Here is a 17,709-nt window from a genome sequence, read left to right as displayed (position 1 = left end):
GCAGGCACGCATCCTCACAGCCGAACAGCAAGGCATTAGCACGTGCTTTCAGCTTACGATTGAACCAGAAGGCCGCCCCACGCTCGATATGTGCGTGGGGCGAGAGGTATGTGGCTTATTTCTTGGCCTTCAGTTCCGCTGGCAGGTAACGCGAAAGTTCCATGCCGGCAGCAACTTGGCACATGACTGGCTTTGTCCAGGTTTTCTTCATGCTTTCCTCCTTCTCAAATCAAAGATCATTCCCGATCTTTCTCCAGCATCATACGCCACAATGGCGCAGGATTGAAATCAGTAGGGTTCATTTCTTTGTGTGGCCTGCTTGGCAGCGGTCCAGCCGTCGGTGCCGAGGGGAAACCAGATCACCGAAGTGTATCCCCATTCGACAGCCCTTTTGGCTGCATTCCACGACATCCAGCAGTTCTCCATACAGTAGAAAATCACCTTCTTGTTCACGTCATCACCCAGACGAGATTTGAGCCCCTTGCGAAAATAGGCCTCTGTCTCCTTGTTAATGACCCCATATCCGACATTGGGAAGCCAGATGCTTCCTGGAATGTCCTCTCGAATCTTTTCCTTCCAGATCGTGCCAGCCGGCAATTCTGCTGGCTTCGGATCATGGGGAAGAACATCGACGAAAACAGCGTCCTTGCTCTTCCATAGTTCGACCGCCTCGTCGGTCGTGATCACCTTTGCGCCCTTCAGCGTCGCCGGCGTCGGCGCCCTGTAGGCTTCAGTCCTGTAACCGTCGGGCTCGGGAACCGTTCCTGCGGCAAGTGCAAAGCCTGTCCCTGCCACTATCAGAACGGCTGCCGCCACAAGCCGGTTCCACTGCAATTTCAAGCGTCCTCCGTCATCCTATTGCGTCACCGGCTTATTGTTCTCATCGATCAACGGAACCTGGTAATCGAGCAGGATTTTGTTGATCTCCGCCTGGTTTTCCCTGATCACCTTATTCAGGGTCCGTTTCCACTCCTGGTCGGACGGGCGCACGCCCATGGTGATGCGGAATGCCATGTGCCCCGACTTCTCATTCAGGAGCGGCACGAAGGCGAGATCGGGATCGATCTGCTTGGCATAGTAGCCTGCCATTGGCCCCCACAGAATGGCGACATCGATGACACCGCTCTTCAGTTCCTTGATCATGACTTCGGCCATGGACGGAGCGAGGCGCGTATCGACCATCAGCGGATACGGATGAACGTTGCGCATATAGCCTGCCTTGGCGAGATTTACCGATGGCGGCGTACCGGCAACCACCCCGATCTTCTTGTTGGCAAGCTTCGGATCCTCGATGCTGTCCACGCCATCAAGCCCGGCGCCCTTCTTATAGATCAGAACGTAGGTCGATCGATAATAGGCGTTGGTGTTCTGGACGAGTTCATCGCCCTGGGCGTAACCCATGATGATATCGCAGCGATGCGCACGCAACGTATTGCGAACGAAACCTGTTGCCATCGGATACCAGGTATAGGCAACCGACTTGCGGCCGGTCTTTGCCGCAACGAGCTCCGCGAGCTTGTTCTCAAAACCTTTGCCGCTCTCGTCGGAAAACGGCATGTCGGAGGGATCGGCGCAAACCCGCAAAACGTCTGGATCGACAAGTTCACCGGCCGCACCGAGCCCCGCCCCCTGCGCCAACGCCGTAGAGGGCGACGCCAGGAATGCCGCCAATGATAATGCGGCAATCCATTGCGGAAGAGAGCGGAGGCGCAGTTTCATATCAACCACCCATGCAGGATGTTTCCTGCTCCTTGGCCGCGTCGGGTTTGTTTTCGTGCTTCGCCGGGCGGCCGCGCGGCAAGTCGCCGACAGCGCGCGCACGCAGATAGACATAAAGATCGTCCATGTAGCAGTAGACGTTCTTGTTATCGCCGAAGGCAGGCATGACCTTCTCATTGCCACCACTGAGATTTTTGCGCCCGCCGGCAACGATCGCCATGAAATCTGCGTAGTTGATGGACTTCAGCGAAGTGGCGAGGGCCGGGGCAAAGGACGAACCAGCGCCATCAGCGCCATGGCAGACGTGGCATTCGGAGTTGAACCGCCGGTAGCCGCTATAGGTGTACCAATCGACTGTGCCATCTTCCTGTATCTTGTATGTGGGATTTCCCTCTTTGTCGGCATATTTGCCGTTGGCGTCGGATGCGACTGCAGCGGTTGCTGCGTCGTCGGCGTAAGTGCTGCCCTGGCTCGCCAGAAGGGCGAGTCCGGCAGCGACGGCAAGCAATGTCTTTCGAATGGGCATCCGGAGTCCTCTTTCCAATCCGCGGTCAGCATCTCACGATACAGGCCCACGGTTGTTATTGATCAATGTTTCGGCATTTGAGACACGAAGGGCCCGGCCTGGAAGGACCGGGCCCTATTGTTCAGAGCCTGCCTGCGCACGCTCCCAATGTGTCCGACATCGTTCCTGTCATTCAGGAACGGTGAATACGGTCAGCTGACCACCCAACGTGGTGTAGTCGGCCAAACCGGCGTAACCTCCGACGGCGCCGAGACCTGCAGTTCCGACTGACTTGGTTTCGTCGCCCTGGGCCCTGCCCTGATCGACTGCGCCATGCCATGCAGCTGCATTCTTGGCTTCGAGCAGACCGGCTGCGAGACCGATGCCTGCCCAGCCACCAACACCGGACAGAACGGCAACGTATTGTTTGCCCTTATGTTCGTAGGTGGTGACATTGCCGATGATCCCGGAAGGTGTCTTGAACTTGTAGAGTTCCTTACCGTTCTTATCGACCGCCTTCAGGTAGCCTTCGAGTGTGCCGTAGAAGACGACGTCGCCATCCGTGGCAAGGGCGCCGGACCAAACCGAGAACTGCTCGGGAATAGACCAGACGATTTCACCCTTGGCAGCATCCCAGGCAATGAAATTGCCCATGCCGCCGTGGCTGTTGGGAGCCGGATACATGGAAACCGTGGCGCCCACATAAGGCTGACCAGCGGTGTAGCTGACCTTGTAGGGCTCGTAGTCCATGCAGACATGGTTCGTCGGAACATAGAAGAGCTTGGTCTTCGGCGAATAGGCCGCAGGCTGCTGATCCTTCGTACCGAGAGCGGCCGGGCAGATACCGGTCGTATTCGTATCCTCACCCTGAGCCTGGGTCGAATACTTGTCTACGACCTTTGGACGGCCATAGGTCTTGCTGCTCTTGTCCATGTCGACTTCAGTGGCCCAATTGACAGCCGGATCATATTTCTTTGCGACCAGAAGCTCACCGGTTGCACGATCCATCGTATAGGCGAAGCCGTTGCGATCGAAATGCACGAGCACATCGCGATCCTTGCCGTCGATCTTGATGCCATCGGCCAAGATCATTTCATTGACACCGTCATAGTCCCACTCATCGTGTGGGGTCATCTGATAGAGCCATTTTGCCATGCCGGTGTCGGCATCGCGGGCCATGATGGTCATGGACCATTTGTTGTCGCCCGGGCGCTGGTTAGGATTCCAGGTCGATGGGTTGCCCGTGCCGTAATAGATCAGGTTCAGCTTCGGATCGTATGAGTACCAGCCCCATGTCGTCCCGCCGCCGATCTTCCATTGATCGCCTTCCCAGGTATTCGTTCCAGAATCAGGTCCGACTGGCTTGCCGAGCGCTGTCGTCTTTTGCGGATCGATCAAGGTCTCCTTGTCGGATCCCATAGAATAGGCCCGCCAGGCCTGCTTGCCGTCCTTGATATTATAGGCTGTCAGGTGACCGCGGACGCCGAATTCACCGCCGGAAACACCGACGAGAACCTTGTCCTTGATGACAACCGGCGCAGATGTGCCGGATTCACCCTTGCTGCCGTCAGCTGCTTCACCATTCTTGACGGACCAGGCAACGGCGCCGGTCTTGGCGTCGAGAGCAACGAGGGTCGTGTCAGCCTGGTAGAGGAAAATCTTGCCGTCGCCATAGGCAACGCCGCGATTGACCGTATCGCAGCACATGATCGGAATGACGTTCGGATCCTGCCTTGGCTCGTACCGCCACAGGATTCTGCCGTCATTGTTGAGATCGAGCGCATAGACCGTGTTCGGGTAAGGAGCATGGACATACATAACATCGCCAACTACGAGCGGACCGCCTTCATGGCCGCGCAGTACACCGGTCGAGAACGTCCAGGCGACTTGGAGGTTCTTGACGTTGTCCTTGGTGATCTTCTTCAGTTTCGAGTATCGAGTGTTGGCGTAATCGCCCGTCTGCATAGCCCAGTTCTTGGCATCCGAAGACAGGGTCTGAAGATCATCATTGGCAAATGCTCCTCCCACCAACGAGAGCGTCATGGCTGTGGTAGCGAGTGCAATGCCAATGAAGTGTTTGTGTACACGCATTCTGAGTCCTCCCTAAGTTCACTTTAATGAACCATCGGACGGCGCCATCTCAAAGGACGACTCCGCTCCATCAGCTCACGCAAATGGGAAGTATTTCCGGCAGCGTGTCACGACCTAAGCCAGGCGAGCAGAGGGCACCGTTACTGCCCACCCCGCTTGGCCTACGAAGACTGTCACCACTCCCTTGACGGTAACGTCCTTGAAGCCGGAAACAAACCGACGATAGGAGAAACAAATGCATTAAGCAAGCAGGATTATCAATTTATATTTGCTGCATTGCAATACACTTCTATTGCACTGCAGTAACCTGCCTATTTTATTCATATATTCTGCTTTTTGCGGCTGTCACACAATTTGATACTTAAAACCGGCATAAATGTTTGCAGATCGTTGTTATCTTTTGCTATCTACTTGGAAAATGTATATTTCAACGCCACGAAAGCGAGAAATGCCATGGCCGCGTTCAGAGTTGCCAAATTCGCCCTGTTAGCAGTTGCAATATCTGGCTTCACTTTGCCGGCAAATGCTGCGTCAGACTACCCCACGGCGACGGTCGCAGAATACGTGTACGCCTGCATGAAATCCAATGGCGAAAACCGGGATATGCTGCAGCGCTGCTCGTGTTCCATTGACGTTATTGCCTCCGTCGTGACCTATCCTCACTACGAGGCGGCTGAGACCTTCAAGCAGATGGGACTGGTTCCTGGCGAGAACGGCGCACTGTTCCGTGAGAGTGCGCCGGCCAAGGCTGCAAACGCAGAGTTGAAGCGGGCGCAGGCAGAGGCTGACGTGCGCTGCTTCTGATCCTCAAAGGGTAGATGACTGGATCGGCCACTCGTTCTGGAACTTCTTGCCCTTCGTATCCGCGGCATCGACCTTGATGTCTTCGTCCGGCTTTGCGTTGAAGTCGAAGCGGAAGTTGGGATCCTCCGAGATCGATATGCCGCCTACCATGGACATGATCAAGCGATCGCCCTGAGTGATCGTCAACCCGTCGATGAAATGCGGCGGAATGTAATAGCGCGTGACCTGATCCATCTGGAGCCCGGAATTGTTAGGATGCCGGATCATCAGCTGCATCTCCGTGGCGCGTGTCATCGGCTCAGTGCCCGCAGCCGTCGACGGAAAAACCTTGAGCTTCATCTGGCCGAGCGAAGCCAATGCTTCGTCCTGGTTCTTCATTGCTGGAGCCGAACAGCCGCCTGAGGCCTTTACGAAGGTCTCTGTCATGTGCAGCTTGCCGTCCTCGGTCTCGGCAATCGCCCGGATATAAGAGTAGGCGTTGACGCGCAAACGTGTGGCGAGATGGGTGACGCCGGCATCCTTGCCGAATTGAAAGACCGCGGCGACCGGCGAAGGGTTTTCATCGACGATAAGGGTAACGGCTTTCAGCCTGCCTGACGCGGCGTCGGTCTTGAAACGCAGATCGACCGGAACGATCGCCGCATCTTCCGCGCGTTTCGGTGCCTCGATACTGATGATGCCATCGGCTGGCTCGATCGGCTTCGCGCCGAACACGTCGCCCTTGAGGCTGTTCCAGGTCGTCGGTTCCGGCCCTGAAGCGCTCTGCGCCATGGCGTTCGGCGCCAAGCCGCCAAGAAATGCCAACGACAAAACGATCGCAAAACGGCTGCGCCGATCTGTGAAATTAAAAGTCATGCTTTGCCTCCACCAAGTTTTGGCGGTGCCCGGCCAACTGCCATTATACCACCACGCCGAACTGTCTGGCAAACAACACCGTCATTCCCATTCGAGTTCGGCGAAGGCTGCCGTCGCATTGCGTTCATTGTAGTCGTCAAAGAGATGCCAATTATCTCTTTCGCTTCTGGCCGCGCTCGTGACGGCCTTGGCCATTGGCACGCCATCGGCAATCGACTTGCGGATGTCCGCGGCAAGCACGTCGAAATAGCGACGCTCGGCGTCGAGCGCCTGCGGCCAGTTCACGGGCACGTCGCCGTGGCCCGGGACTGCACGTTGGGCCTCGATGGATGCCAAGGCGCCGAGTTGGGCCATCCAGCCGCGCAAGGATCCGTCCATCGTCGGCAGATGCCCGAGAAAGCAAAGGTCGCCGGTAAAGAACGTCGCGGTTTGTTGATCGAAAACCGTCAGGTCGTTGTCCGTATGGGCAGGTTTCCACGCTTTAAGCGTCAGTTTGCGCCCGCCAAGGTCGATCTCAACGACGTCGGTGACAAGTTGTGTCGGCGGCATGATCCTGACGTCTGCCATCAGCGCAGCGCCCATTGCATCGCGGTAGCTCTGCAAGTAGAATTCGCCGCGGGCGGCAAGGGCTCGCGGCAGATTGTGGTGCCCGACAATTGTCGCGCCCGTCTCGGCAAAAGCGGCATTGCCGAAGATGTGATCCGGATGCATGTGGGTGTTGATCAGGTAGCGGATCGGCTTGTCGGTCACGGCGCGGATCGCAGCGACGAGTTCCCTTCCCTCGGCCGTGCTTCCTCCGCTATCGATGACCGCAACACTCTCATTGCCAACGATGAAGCCAAGATTGCAGATCTTCCCCTCGTTGGCGGCTAGCATGAGGGCCGGAACACCCCTGAAGGCGTGAACCCCGCTAGCAATCTCCGTGACTGTCAGCGATGACTGCGCCCTTGCGAAGCTGGAATGCATCATGCCGCAACAGGCAAAGAGCATTCCTGTCTTGATGATGCTTCGCCGGGTTGGCGCCGGAATCATGGTTCAGTCCTTATGCCGGCGAATTTCTCCCGGAATGCTCGCAGCAGATCGGCATTGACCTGTTCGTTGCGATAATTGCGCGGCAACCGGATATCGAATGTGCCAAGGACGTGGGTCGGCCTGTCCGAGAGGACGACAATGCGGTCGGAAAGCATGATTGCCTCCTGCAGGTTGTGCGTTACCATCAGAGCCGTCGTCGGGCGGTCCGACCAGACGCCAAGCAGGAGGTGCCGCAATTGCTGGGCAGTCGAGGCATCGAGGGAAACAAACGGTTCATCGAGGAGGAGAATATCGGGCTCGATAGCCAATGCCCGGGCGATTGCTGCGCGGCGTGCAAGGCCGAGCGAAAGTTCTGAAGGGTAGAACCCCCGCATCTTGGCGAGGCCAAGACTTGCGAAAAGCTGGTCCAGGCTGGTGTCGCGAAGGTGCGTCGGGAGGGCAAGCCGAACGTTCTGTTCTACGGTCCGCCAGGGCAAAAGCAGTGGTTCCTGAAATACGGCACCCATGCGCGCCTCCACCTTTCCAGGCAGCTGGACGGAGCCGCGAAACTCTCGGTCGAGCCCGAGCAGGATGCGCAGCATTGTCGTCTTGCCGCATCCGGAGGGTCCCAGCACGCAGGCAAATTCATTCTCCCCCACCTCGAAATTGAGGTCGCGCAACACCTCGATCGTTCCGCCGTCCGAGGTGCGGAACGATTTCTCTTCGATGTTGACCTTAAGCCGCGCGGCGGCGCCAGCGAGTTGATGAGCGTTCAAGGGGTTGTACCAGGAGGAGTTCGATGAAAAGCATGACCGCGACGAAGGCAAGCGCATAGGCCAGGATCGCCGCGACGTCGAAAAGTTGGAAGAAAAGGTTGATCTCGAAACCGACACCGTTCGACCGGCCGAGCAGTTCGACGACGAGTACGATCTTCCAGATCAGGGCAATACCCGAACGCGACGCAGCGGCGATGTAGGGCTGCAATTGCGGCAGGAGAATATGGCGAAGCCGATCGAGGGGTCCAAATCGATAGACGGCTGCCATCTCGGCATAGCGCGGATCAAGCGCGCGCGTGCCCTCGCGCATCGTGACGATGACGTTCGGGATCTTATTGACGGCCACGGCACCGATCGCCGCCACCTCGTTGAGGCCGAACCAAATATAGGCGAGGACGATGACGACAAGCGCCGGAATGTTAAGAAACAGTATGAGCCACGGGTTGAAGAATTGGTCGGCGCGCCGGAAACTGCCGAGGAAAACACCGATGACCGAACCTATGACCATGGCGAGGACGAATGATGCCGCGACGCGCCAAAGCGTCATGCCAAGATGGTAAGGCAAATCACCGCTCGCCGTTTCGCGCAGGAAAGTCTGGAAGACCGGCAACGGACCCGGTAGGGAGCGGCTTGGCCATGTAACGGCAGCGAAATGCCAGGCGGCCAAAAGGACGGCAAAAGATAGTGCGATCATGATCGGCGAGGTCAGTTTGCTGCGATCTGCCGGTGCCCTTCCCCGTTGCATGCGGTCGGATTCAGCGCTTGCCAGCCCCATTCATTCGTCTCCCCAGAACGTGCCTGCCGCCAGCGTTTTGGCCGGGCCTACCAGCCTCGGCCCACCGAGTTCGGCAAGCACAGAATAGAGCTTCGTGGCATCCGCCTGCTGTTCCTCGATCGTATCGTCGGGGATTCCCTCCCGGTAGCGATCCCGCAAAACGTCCAGTTCCCGGCCTTCGGCCCTCACGACGGGGGCGAGGCGCCGCCAATCCTCGTCCGAGGTTGCCAGCAATGCCTTGGCGTCGCGGCTGGCCGCAATGAAGCCGGCAACGGCCTGCGGATGCGCTTTCGCCCATTTTTCATGAAAGATGTAACCGATGGCCGAAGTGGTGCCGGACGCGCCAAGCGCTTTCGCGGCATCATTCGCGCTCAGCAGACGGCGGAAGCCGTTTGCCTCGAGCCGCGCGCAGAAATTCCAGAAGTTGAGAACCGCATCGAGCTCGCCCTGCATCGCCTTTTCGGCCAGCAAGGGCGGCGCGCCGTAAATAATCTCGTTTTCAGCAGCAAGATCGAGCGCGTACTGCTGCTTCGCCAGACCCTGGATCAGCAACCAGCTCTTGTCCAGGGGTCCACCGGCCACCCCGAGCTTCATGCCCTTGAGGTCTCCAAGGCTTTTAATGGGCGATTGTGCTGGCACCATGATGGCGCCGACCGAACTTGAGTATGGGACGAATGTCAGGTCCTCGCCGGACGATCGCTGGCGCGATACCCATAACCAGTCGCTGACGATGATATCCACGTCGCCGGCCATCATCGCAACGTTGGTGGCATCTTCGCCAGCGAAGAACCGGATATCGAGATCGATACCGTGCTTCTTATCGAATTTATGAAACTTGATCGTATCAAGTTCCCAATTCACCGTGCCGAACTTGAGAACCCCGATCCGTACCGTTTCGTCAGCCAAGGCGCGGGTGATGCCCACTTCGTAAACCAGAAGCAGAATTGCCAGACTGAAAAATGCCCGTATGCATACGCGAATCACGACGCTCTCCTCACAGCGAGCGTTCATCTGTCGGATAATCACACTTCCAGCGGACTACCTTCTGCTTGGGATGGAGCTCCGACCATTTCGCGATCTCGGCAGGGGCGAGAAACATGCAGTTCAGCTGGCCACCACGGTCTTCGAAATGCAGCCGCTCCTCCCGACAACTCGAGGGATTCGACGCAAGGCATATTGTCAGGACGAGATCGATCACATTCATTATCGGCACCTCCCGCCTTCTGCCGAGGTCTTCCTACGCTCAGCCGCACGTCCGGCGCGAGAAAGACTCAGTCACGCTGATCGGATTTCTCAAGGTGCCCGAATGAGAAATATTGCAACAGGTTACGGTTCCCGTATGCGAACGTCAATCACGGCGAGCATGGAAAAATCGACCCGCAATTTCTCGGTGTAAGCGATTGACTTCTCAGGAACGGCGGGTAACTCTGGAAGAGTTCTAAATGGTGGACACCAATGCATGGAAATTGGTGCCAGTCTTCGTCCAGGGCACCCTTGGCGAAAATGAGGAAATGCCATGCGATACCAGAATGCCCTACTTATCGGTCTATCAATTGTTTCGTTGTCAGCTGTTGGAGCGCGGGCCCAGGAGGGTGATGCCACGGCAGGTGCAACGGTGTTTAAGAAATGCGCGGTATGTCATGTCGCCGATAGCGACAAGAACAAGGTCGGGCCCTCATTGTTCGGCCTGTTTGGCAGGACTGCCGGAACGCATCCTGGCTTCAGTTATTCGACTGCCATGGTCGAGGCGGGCAAGGGTGGTCTCGTCTGGGACCCGGCAAGCCTGAAAGACTACCTGCATGATCCGAAAGCCAAGGTCAAAGGCACCAAGATGGCCTTTGCCGGTTTGAAGGATGATACGGATATCGCCAATCTGGAAGCTTACCTGAAGCAGTATTCGAAATAAGCGCAATGCCGCCGCTGAACGCGGCGGCGTTCCCCGGCATTCACGCCGGTTCGCGCCATTTGATCGAGCAACCGATCGAAGCGACCTGTTCGCGCGGGCCCTGGCCAGAATTTGCTATCTGTTTCATGGCCTCGAAAAGATCGCGGCGAAGATCGGTATCGCCTTCCTCCTTGCGCGATGCATCAAGCCGGCCGCGATATTGTAATTCCCCAGCAGAGTTGAACCCAAAAAAGTCGGGCGTACAGACCGCTCCATAGGCGCGTGCCACCGTTTGATCGGCGTCATGAAGATAGTGGAATGGAAAGTCATGTCCCCGGGCGAAGCGTTGCATGTTTTCGAAAGAGTCGGCCGGATATGCCGCCGCATCGTTGGCGTTGACCGCGACGAAACCAATGCCGAAATCCTTGAGATCCCGGGCATCGCGCACGATGCGTTTGATCACCGCTTTGACGTAAGGACAATGGTTGCAAATGAAAGCCACCACCAATCCCCTTCGACCGGCCTGCGCCAGGATCGAATGTGTCTCGCCATCGATACCGGTGAGCCGGGAGTCGATAGCCTTCCAGCCGAAATCGCATAGGGGTGGGATCCCCGCCATTGTCCTCGCCTCCGTTCAAGCTGCCCGCGCGTGCATTGCCGCGTCGGCAGCATGACGGATTGCTGCGATATTGTCAGCATAGGCGAGCTTGCCATTTCCCTTGAATATCGCAGAACCCGCTACAAGCACATCGGCGCCCGCTGCCGCTACGAGTGGCGCGGTCTGCGGTGTGACACCGCCATCGATTTCGATATGGATCGGACGCCTGCCGATCATGGACTTGACCCTGCGTACCTTGTCGATAACCGAAGGAATGAAAGCCTGTCCGCCAAAACCCGGATTGACGGTCATCAGCAGGACGAGGTCGAGGCGGTCGAGGACATATTCTATGACGTTCTCGGGGGTCGAGGGGTTCAATGAGACACCGGCCTTCTTGCCAAGGTTGCGTATCGACTGCAGCGAGCGATCAAGATGTGGTCCGGCTTCCGCATGAACCGTGATAATGTCGCAGCCGGCTTCGGCGAAGGCGGCAAGATAGGCATCGGCCGGAGCAATCATCAAATGACAATCTAAGATGGCTTTCGTCCGGTTGCGGATCGATTTGATGATCTGCGGACCAAAGGTGATATTGGGGACGAAATGTCCGTCCATGACATCGAGGTGCACCCAGTCCGCGCCAGCCGCAATGACATCCTCTACCTCTTCACCGAGCCTGGCGAAATCCGCCGAGAGCACGGACGGGGCGATGATGGTCTTCTGGCCTATCATGATCATTCCTCCTGCCTGGACATTGCGAAGACGCGGCTGACCCTGATGTCGGGCGCAGTGATCGTTGAAAGCGCACGCGAATCGATCGGACCATCCGAACTTTCAAAGAGCCGGTTGGCCTGGCGCAGGCGCGCCCGGTCGAGTGCGTTGCGGATGGAACGGGCATTGGCGAAATGTGGCTGCTGCCGGCGTAACGTGATGTAATCTGCCATGATGGCGCGGGCTTCATCGTCGAAATGGTAGTTCTGCTTCGACAGCATCGTTTCAGCAATACTCAGCAATTCGTCATCGCCGTAGTCAGGAAAATCGATGTGGTGGGCGATGCGCGAGCGGAAGCCCGGATTGCTTTCAAAAAACTTGTCCATGCGGTCCGCATAACCGGCGAGGATTACCACGAGATCGTCGCGCTGGTTTTCCATGACCTGAAGCAGGATCTCGATGGCCTCCTGGCCATAGTCGCGCTCGTTTTCCTGCCGGTGAAGATAGTAAGCCTCGTCGATGAAGAGCACTCCGCCCATCGCCTTCTTGAGGATTTCCTTCGTTTTCGGCGCGGTATGACCGATATACTGCCCGACGAGATCGTCACGCGTCACCGAAACAAGGTGTCCCTTGCGGATATAGCCGAGGCGATGCAGGAGATCGGCCATGCGCAGCGCGACCGTGGTCTTGCCAGTACCGGGGTTACCGCTGAAGCTCATATGTAGAGTCGGCGTCTCATGCGCCAATCCCATGCGCCGGCGGGCGCGCTCGACCAGGAGCAGCGCTGCCGTTTCCTTGATACGCTGTTTTACCGGCTTCAACCCGATCAACTCGCGGTCAAGCTCATCAAGCACGTCTTTGACGCCGGATTCGACATATTCGGCGCGCAGATCGACGGCGGCAGGCGCCGCCGCGATTCTGTCCTCGGCCGGAAGTTCCTGGACGGCCGTATCAGCCATAACGCTGCCCCGCTGGTTTGTCGGCTGCGTAGGCGCGGGTCGTATAGCGCACGACACGCCCTCCCGCTTCCTGCCGGGCCAGATGGAAACCGGGCTCTTCCGCCGGCCGGTTGACCAGGAACGAAAGCTTCACCGACTCCCAGCCATGGCTGTTATCAAAGGCGACGAAGCGGATATAGCGCTCGCCATAGACCTTGCGGCATTCCCTAAGCTCCATCATCAGCGCCGCCGCATCGGGATTGTCGAACATCGGGTGGGCCCACATGTCCCAATAGGTGTTACGCGGATGCGGATCGTCGGTGAATTCCAGGCTCACCGCCCAGCCATTGTCGATGCAGTACTGGGCCTGTTTTGCGATCTGTTCGTCGGTCAAATCCGGCAGGAACGAGAAGGCTCCCTGTGTGACACGCATATTGTCCTCCTATTCTGCTGCGGTTGCTGTCGGAACGAAATCCGGCGAGTCGGTCGATGTGTAGTTGAAGGTGACATCCTTCCAGATGTCCAACGCCTGCTGGAGCGGCTGGCAGGTGCGCGCGGCCATGCGGAGGATCTCGGGACCCTCGTTGACGATGTCGCGACCTTCGTTGCGGGCAAGGATCATGCACTCCAGCGCTACGCGATTGGCGGTCGCACCGGCGGCGATTCCGAGCGGATGGCCGATCGTGCCGCCACCAAACTGGAGGACGACATCTTCGCCGAGAAGATCGAGCAGTTGGTGCATCTGTCCGGCATGGATGCCGCCGGACGCAACCGGCATCATCTTGTTCAGCGATGCCCAATGCTGATCGAAGAACACGCCGTTCTCAAGCCGCATCGGGTTGAAGTCCTCGCGGCAGATATCGTAATAGCCGCGTGTCGTCGCCGGGTCGCCCTCGAGCTTGCCGACCACCGTTCCAGCATGGATATGGTCGACACCCGCCAGCCGCATCCACTTCGCAATGACGCGGAACGAGACGCCGTGCGACTTCTGCCGGGTATAGGTCGAATGGCCGGCACGATGCAGGTGCAGGATCATGTCGTTGCGGCGGGCCCATTTCGACATGGACTGGATGGCGGTGTAGCCGATCACGAGGTCGATCATCACGATGTTGGAGCCGAGCTCCTTGGCAAATTCAGCGCGCTCATACATGTCCTCCATGGTGGCGGCCGTCACGTTGAGGTAGGTACCCTTGATTTCGCCGGTGGCGGCCTGCGCCTTGTTGACGGCCTCCATGCAGTAGAGGAAGCGTTCGCGCCAGTGCATGAAGGGCTGCGAATTAATATTCTCGTCATCCTTGGTGAAGTCCAGCCCACCCTTGAGCGCCTCGTAGACGACGCGGCCGTAGTTGCGACCCGAAAGGCCGAGCTTCGGCTTTACCGTCGCTCCGAGCAGCGGACGGCCAAACTTGTCGAGGCGCTCGCGTTCGACAACGATGCCAGTGGCCGGACCCTGGAAAGTCTTCACATAGGCGACGGGCAGGCGCATATCCTCAAGACGCAGCGCCTTCAGCGGCTTGAAGCCGAATACATTGCCGATGATAGATGCCGTCAGGTTGGCAATCGAACCCGGTTCGAAGAGATCGAGGTCATAGGCGATATAAGCAAAATACTGGCCTTCCCCGTTTGGAACGGGATCGACGCGATAGGCCTTCGCCCGGTACTTTTCCGTTGCTGTCAGCCGATCGGTCCAGACGACCGTCCAGGTGGCGGTAGAGGATTCGCCGGCAACGGCCGCCGCGGCTTCGATGGGATCGACCCCGTCCTGGGGCGTTATGCGGAACATAGCGATAATGTCCGTATCCTTGGGCTCGTAGTCCGGCTCCCAGTAGCCCATCTTCTTGTATTCCATCACGCCGGATCTGTAGCGCTCCTTTCCCGTAACCGTCTCTGACTTGTTCAGCATTTGTAGGGTCCTTTCCGTTGATTGGGTCCTGTCAGGCAGCCTTGGCTGCAGCGATCTGCGGGTCGAGTTTGCCCGCGGCGTAGCGTTTGGCCATGTCGTCGAGGCCGATGACCTTGATTTTCGATGCCTGGCCCGCGGTTCCGAAACGCTCGAATCGATCGCGGCAAAGATCGCGCATCGCATCCATGGCCGGTTTCAGAAATTTCCGCGGATCGAATTCAGCGGGATGCTCGACAGCGATGCGGCGGAACTGGCCGCTCATCGCCATGCGGCAGTCCGTATCGATATTCACCTTGCGCACGCCGTGACGAATGCCACGCTCGATCTCTTCGACCGGTACGCCATAGGTTTGCGGCATCTCTCCGCCGAACCGGTTTATTACGTCCTGCAGCACTTGAGGAACGGAGGACGAGCCGTGCATGACAAGGTGCGTGTTGGGCAGTTTGCGATGGATTTCTTCGATCACACCCATCGCGAGGATATCGCCATCCGGCGCGCGGGTGAACTTGTAGGCGCCGTGCGACGTGCCGCAGGCAATCGCGAGTGCATCCACATTGGTGCGCAAGACGAAATCGACCGCCTGATCCGGATCGGTCAGCAGTTGCTCATGGCTGAGTACACCACTCGCGCCGTGTCCATCCTCAGCCTCCGACTCCCCGCTCTCCAGCGATCCGAGCACGCCGAGTTCGCCTTCAACCGAAACCCCGACCCAATGTGCAATCGTCGTCACGCGGCGGGTGATCTCGACATTGTAGGCATAGGAGGCAGGCGTGGCAGCGTCGGCTTCGAGCGATCCATCCATCATGACCGAGGTGAAGCCATGCCGGATCGCCGTCAGGCAGGTGGCTTCGTCATTGCCGTGGTCCTGGTGCATGCAGACGGGAATGGAAGGATAGATCTCGACCAGCGCATCGATCATGCGCGCCAGCATTAGATCTTTCGCGTAGGAGCGGGCTCCCCGCGAGGCCTGCAAGATGACGGGAGCGTCGCAGGCCGCGGCGGCTTCCATGACGGCAAGCCCCTGTTCCATATTGTTGATGTTGAAGGCGGGAACGCCGTAGCCATGCTCGGCCGCATGATCGAGCAATTGCCGCAGGGTAATTCGAGCCATGATCGCTATTCCTTGTTAACGAGTTTGCGCGCGGTCGCGACGATGTTTTCCGGCGTGATGCCAAAATGACGGTAAAGATCGGAGGCGGGCGCACTCGCGCCGAAGCCCTGCATGCCGATGAAGTCCCCTTTCTCGCCGATCCAGCGATCCCACCCGAGCCGGGCCGCCGCCTCGATTCCAACGCGCGGCGCAGCAGCGAGAACCGACCGGCGATAGGCGGGCGTCTGGGCTTCGAACAGCTCCCAGGACGGCATCGAAACCACCGCTGCGGCGATCTTGTGCTGCCCGCGCAGGATATCGGCGGCCGTGCAGGCGATCTCGACTTCCGAGCCTGTTGCAAGAAGGGTGACCGCGCGGGGCTCGGCGGGCTCGCGAAGGACGTAGGCGCCGCGGGCCGAACGATTTTCCTCGACATGCCCCTGGCGCAGCATGGGCAGGTTCTGCCGCGACAAAACGATGATGCTTGGCCGGTCCGTATAGCGCAGGGCAAGTTCCCAGCATTCCGCCGTCTCGATGATGTCGGCAGGGCGGAACACGTTGATGCCGGGCGTTGCGCGCAACATCGCAAGATGTTCGATCGGCTGATGCGTCGGGCCATCCTCGCCAAGGCCGATCGAGTCATGCGTCATGACGTAGATGACCTGCTGACCCATCAGCGCCGACAGCCGAATGGCGCCGCGCGCATAGTCGGCAAAAGCCAGGAAAGTGCCGCCATAGGGAATGAAGCCGCCATGCAGCGCGATGCCGTTCATCGCGGCGGCCATCGCATGTTCGCGAATGCCGTAGTGAATGTAGCGGCCGGTAAAATCGTCAGACGTAATGTCGCGAAGCCCTGGGGTAATCGTCAGGTTCGAATGGGTAAGGTCGGCTGACCCTCCAATCGTGATTTGCGTTGCACCATTGATGACGCCGAGTACCATCTCCGAGGCCTTGCGCGTTGCAGCCTTGGTCGCTTTTTCCACGTGCTCCCGGCGAAACGCATTCAGCGCGTCAAACAGCTCCGCAGGAAGCTCCTTCTGAACCTCCTGCTTGAACGCTTCCGTCTGGAGCGACGCGGAAAGCCGCACGCACCACTCACGGCGTTCGTCTGCACCACGGCGGGCGACGTTGCGCCATGTCTCGACGATTGCTTCCGGAACGTCGAAAGGTTGATGAGGCCAGTCGATGGCGAGCCGGGTGGCGGCGATCTCGGCCTCGCCAAGTGGTGCGCCGTGGGTTTTCTCTGTTCCCTGGAGCTTTGGTGCACCCTTGCCGATAATCGTCCGGCATGAGATCAGCGATGGCCGGTCGGATAAACGCGCCCGCGTAATGGCGGCGGCAATCGCCTCGAAATCGTGCCCGTCGATCTCTTCAACCTCGAAGCCGGCCGCCTTGAACCGCGCAAGTTGATCCATCGACGTCGAGAGCGATGTCGGGCCATCAATCGAGATGGAGTTATTGTCCCAAAGCACCACAAGTCGCGCCAGTTTCAGGTGTCCGGCAAGATCGATCGCTTCATGGCTGATCCCTTCCTGAAGGCAGCCGTCGCCGGCGATCACATAGGTGAAGTGATCGACAATTTCCTCGCCATAGCGCTGGCGCAGAAGCCGCTCGGCCATGGCCATGCCGACCGCCGTTGCAAGCCCCTGCCCGAGCGGCCCCGTGGTCGTCTCGATACCCTGGGCATGGCCGTACTCGGGATGGCCGGCGGTCTTGGCGCCGAGCTGGCGGAACCGCTGCAATTCCTCGATCGGCATATCGGGATAGCCGATCAGATAGTGCAGAGCGTATTGCAGCATTGAGCCGTGACCGGCCGACAAGACGAAGCGGTCGCGATCCGGCCACTGTGGATGCAGGGGATCAAGCTTGATGAAGCGGTTGAACAGAACCGTCGCAACGTCGGCCATCCCCATCGGCATGCCCGGATGGCCGGAATTGGCCTTCTGCACGCTGTCCATCGCGAGCGCACGGATCGCATTGGCCATGTCGCTTTCGCTGACAATCTCGGCGGTTGGGGTCTCTTGAAGGAAAGCTTGGGTGTTCATCGTCTT

Annotated in this window: 20 protein-coding genes; 2 read left to right on the top strand and 18 right to left on the bottom strand. The window is 58.5% G+C overall.

Annotated features, from left to right (window positions below; all coding sequences use genetic code 11):
• Positions 1-115 precede the first annotated feature (115 nt).
• The 5 genes from HQ945_RS20055 to HQ945_RS20035 all read right to left on the bottom strand — a co-directional run bounded on the left by HQ945_RS20055 (position 116) and on the right by HQ945_RS20035 (position 4,267).
• A complete protein-coding gene (locus HQ945_RS20055) occupies positions 116-211 on the bottom strand; it encodes a pyrroloquinoline quinone precursor peptide PqqA (RefSeq protein ID WP_113280421.1) in 96 nt (31 codons plus the stop codon).
• A gap of 77 nt (positions 212-288) precedes the next feature.
• Positions 289-840, bottom strand: a complete 552-nt coding sequence (locus HQ945_RS20050; protein WP_162737159.1) for a PQQ-dependent catabolism-associated CXXCW motif protein — start codon at positions 838-840, stop codon at positions 289-291.
• A gap of 15 nt (positions 841-855) precedes the next feature.
• Positions 856-1,719: a substrate-binding domain-containing protein gene (locus HQ945_RS20045; RefSeq protein ID WP_113280420.1), complete on the bottom strand. Its 864-nt coding sequence runs from the start codon at positions 1,717-1,719 to the stop codon at positions 856-858.
• A 1-nt stretch (position 1,720) separates the two neighbouring features.
• Positions 1,721-2,245, bottom strand: a complete 525-nt coding sequence (locus tag HQ945_RS20040; protein ID WP_051615263.1) for a c-type cytochrome, methanol metabolism-related — start codon at positions 2,243-2,245, stop codon at positions 1,721-1,723.
• A 168-nt stretch (positions 2,246-2,413) separates the two neighbouring features.
• Positions 2,414-4,267, bottom strand: coding sequence for a methanol/ethanol family PQQ-dependent dehydrogenase (locus HQ945_RS20035; RefSeq protein WP_162737164.1), 1,854 nt, complete (start codon positions 4,265-4,267; stop codon positions 2,414-2,416).
• Between the two features lie 501 nt (positions 4,268-4,768).
• On the opposite strand from HQ945_RS20035, the gene HQ945_RS20030 reads away from it, so the two are divergent.
• Positions 4,769-5,119 carry a hypothetical protein gene (locus tag HQ945_RS20030; protein WP_174208438.1) on the top strand — a complete coding sequence of 117 codons (351 nt, stop codon included), beginning with the start codon at positions 4,769-4,771 and terminating at the stop codon, positions 5,117-5,119.
• 3 nt (positions 5,120-5,122) lie between these two features.
• Here the strand turns inward: HQ945_RS20030 and HQ945_RS20025 are convergent, their stop codons facing one another.
• The 6 genes from HQ945_RS20025 to HQ945_RS20000 form a co-directional block, all read right to left on the bottom strand.
• Entirely contained in the window at positions 5,123-5,974 is an 852-nt protein-coding gene (locus HQ945_RS20025) for a quinoprotein dehydrogenase-associated SoxYZ-like carrier (protein ID WP_051615265.1), read from the bottom strand.
• Between the two features lie 81 nt (positions 5,975-6,055).
• Positions 6,056-6,964, bottom strand: a complete 909-nt coding sequence (locus tag HQ945_RS20020) for a quinoprotein relay system zinc metallohydrolase 2 (RefSeq protein ID WP_162737163.1) — start codon at positions 6,962-6,964, stop codon at positions 6,056-6,058.
• Between the two features lie 38 nt (positions 6,965-7,002).
• Positions 7,003-7,761, bottom strand: a complete 759-nt coding sequence (locus tag HQ945_RS20015) for an ABC transporter ATP-binding protein (protein ID WP_244532991.1) — start codon at positions 7,759-7,761, stop codon at positions 7,003-7,005.
• Positions 7,721-8,455 (bottom strand): ABC transporter permease, encoded by a 735-nt coding sequence (locus HQ945_RS20010; protein WP_027232901.1) that lies wholly within the window; start codon positions 8,453-8,455, stop codon positions 7,721-7,723. The genes HQ945_RS20015 and HQ945_RS20010 overlap by 41 nt, the downstream gene beginning before the upstream one ends.
• A gap of 81 nt (positions 8,456-8,536) precedes the next feature.
• Complete coding sequence (locus HQ945_RS20005) at positions 8,537-9,520, bottom strand: ABC transporter substrate-binding protein (protein ID WP_343051282.1); 984 nt, start codon at positions 9,518-9,520, stop codon at positions 8,537-8,539.
• A 10-nt stretch (positions 9,521-9,530) separates the two neighbouring features.
• Positions 9,531-9,740, bottom strand: coding sequence for a hypothetical protein (locus HQ945_RS20000; RefSeq protein WP_027232902.1), 210 nt, complete (start codon positions 9,738-9,740; stop codon positions 9,531-9,533).
• A gap of 312 nt (positions 9,741-10,052) precedes the next feature.
• Between HQ945_RS20000 and HQ945_RS19995 the strand changes: the two genes are divergently transcribed.
• Complete coding sequence (locus tag HQ945_RS19995) at positions 10,053-10,442, top strand: c-type cytochrome (protein WP_027232903.1); 390 nt, start codon at positions 10,053-10,055, stop codon at positions 10,440-10,442.
• A gap of 40 nt (positions 10,443-10,482) precedes the next feature.
• Here HQ945_RS19995 and HQ945_RS19990 read toward each other — a convergent pair whose 3' ends face one another.
• Genes HQ945_RS19990 through tkt form a run of 7 tightly spaced genes read right to left on the bottom strand, consistent with a single transcriptional unit; the run spans position 10,483 to position 17,703 of the window.
• Positions 10,483-11,040 (bottom strand): thioredoxin family protein, encoded by a 558-nt coding sequence (locus HQ945_RS19990; RefSeq protein ID WP_113280415.1) that lies wholly within the window; start codon positions 11,038-11,040, stop codon positions 10,483-10,485.
• 15 nt (positions 11,041-11,055) lie between these two features.
• Positions 11,056-11,745 (bottom strand): ribulose-phosphate 3-epimerase, encoded by a 690-nt coding sequence (gene rpe, locus HQ945_RS19985; RefSeq protein ID WP_113280475.1) that lies wholly within the window; start codon positions 11,743-11,745, stop codon positions 11,056-11,058.
• A 5-nt stretch (positions 11,746-11,750) separates the two neighbouring features.
• Positions 11,751-12,686: a CbbX protein gene (gene cbbX, locus HQ945_RS19980; RefSeq protein WP_113280414.1), complete on the bottom strand. Its 936-nt coding sequence runs from the start codon at positions 12,684-12,686 to the stop codon at positions 11,751-11,753.
• Positions 12,679-13,098 (bottom strand): ribulose bisphosphate carboxylase small subunit, encoded by a 420-nt coding sequence (locus HQ945_RS19975; protein ID WP_113280413.1) that lies wholly within the window; start codon positions 13,096-13,098, stop codon positions 12,679-12,681. The genes cbbX and HQ945_RS19975 overlap by 8 nt, the downstream gene beginning before the upstream one ends.
• A 9-nt stretch (positions 13,099-13,107) precedes the next feature.
• Positions 13,108-14,568: a form I ribulose bisphosphate carboxylase large subunit gene (locus HQ945_RS19970; RefSeq protein ID WP_027232908.1), complete on the bottom strand. Its 1,461-nt coding sequence runs from the start codon at positions 14,566-14,568 to the stop codon at positions 13,108-13,110.
• A gap of 31 nt (positions 14,569-14,599) precedes the next feature.
• Positions 14,600-15,679: a class II fructose-bisphosphate aldolase gene (fba, locus tag HQ945_RS19965; protein ID WP_113280412.1), complete on the bottom strand. Its 1,080-nt coding sequence runs from the start codon at positions 15,677-15,679 to the stop codon at positions 14,600-14,602.
• 5 nt (positions 15,680-15,684) lie between these two features.
• Positions 15,685-17,703, bottom strand: a complete 2,019-nt coding sequence (gene tkt, locus HQ945_RS19960; RefSeq protein ID WP_113280411.1) for a transketolase — start codon at positions 17,701-17,703, stop codon at positions 15,685-15,687.
• Positions 17,704-17,709 lie beyond the last annotated feature (6 nt).

The organism is Phyllobacterium pellucidum (assembly GCF_013327855.1).
GTDB lineage: Bacteria > Pseudomonadota > Alphaproteobacteria > Rhizobiales > Rhizobiaceae > Phyllobacterium > Phyllobacterium pellucidum.
The sequence above is the reverse complement of the archived record's forward strand: the minus strand, read 5'-3'. Positions and strand labels throughout refer to the sequence as shown.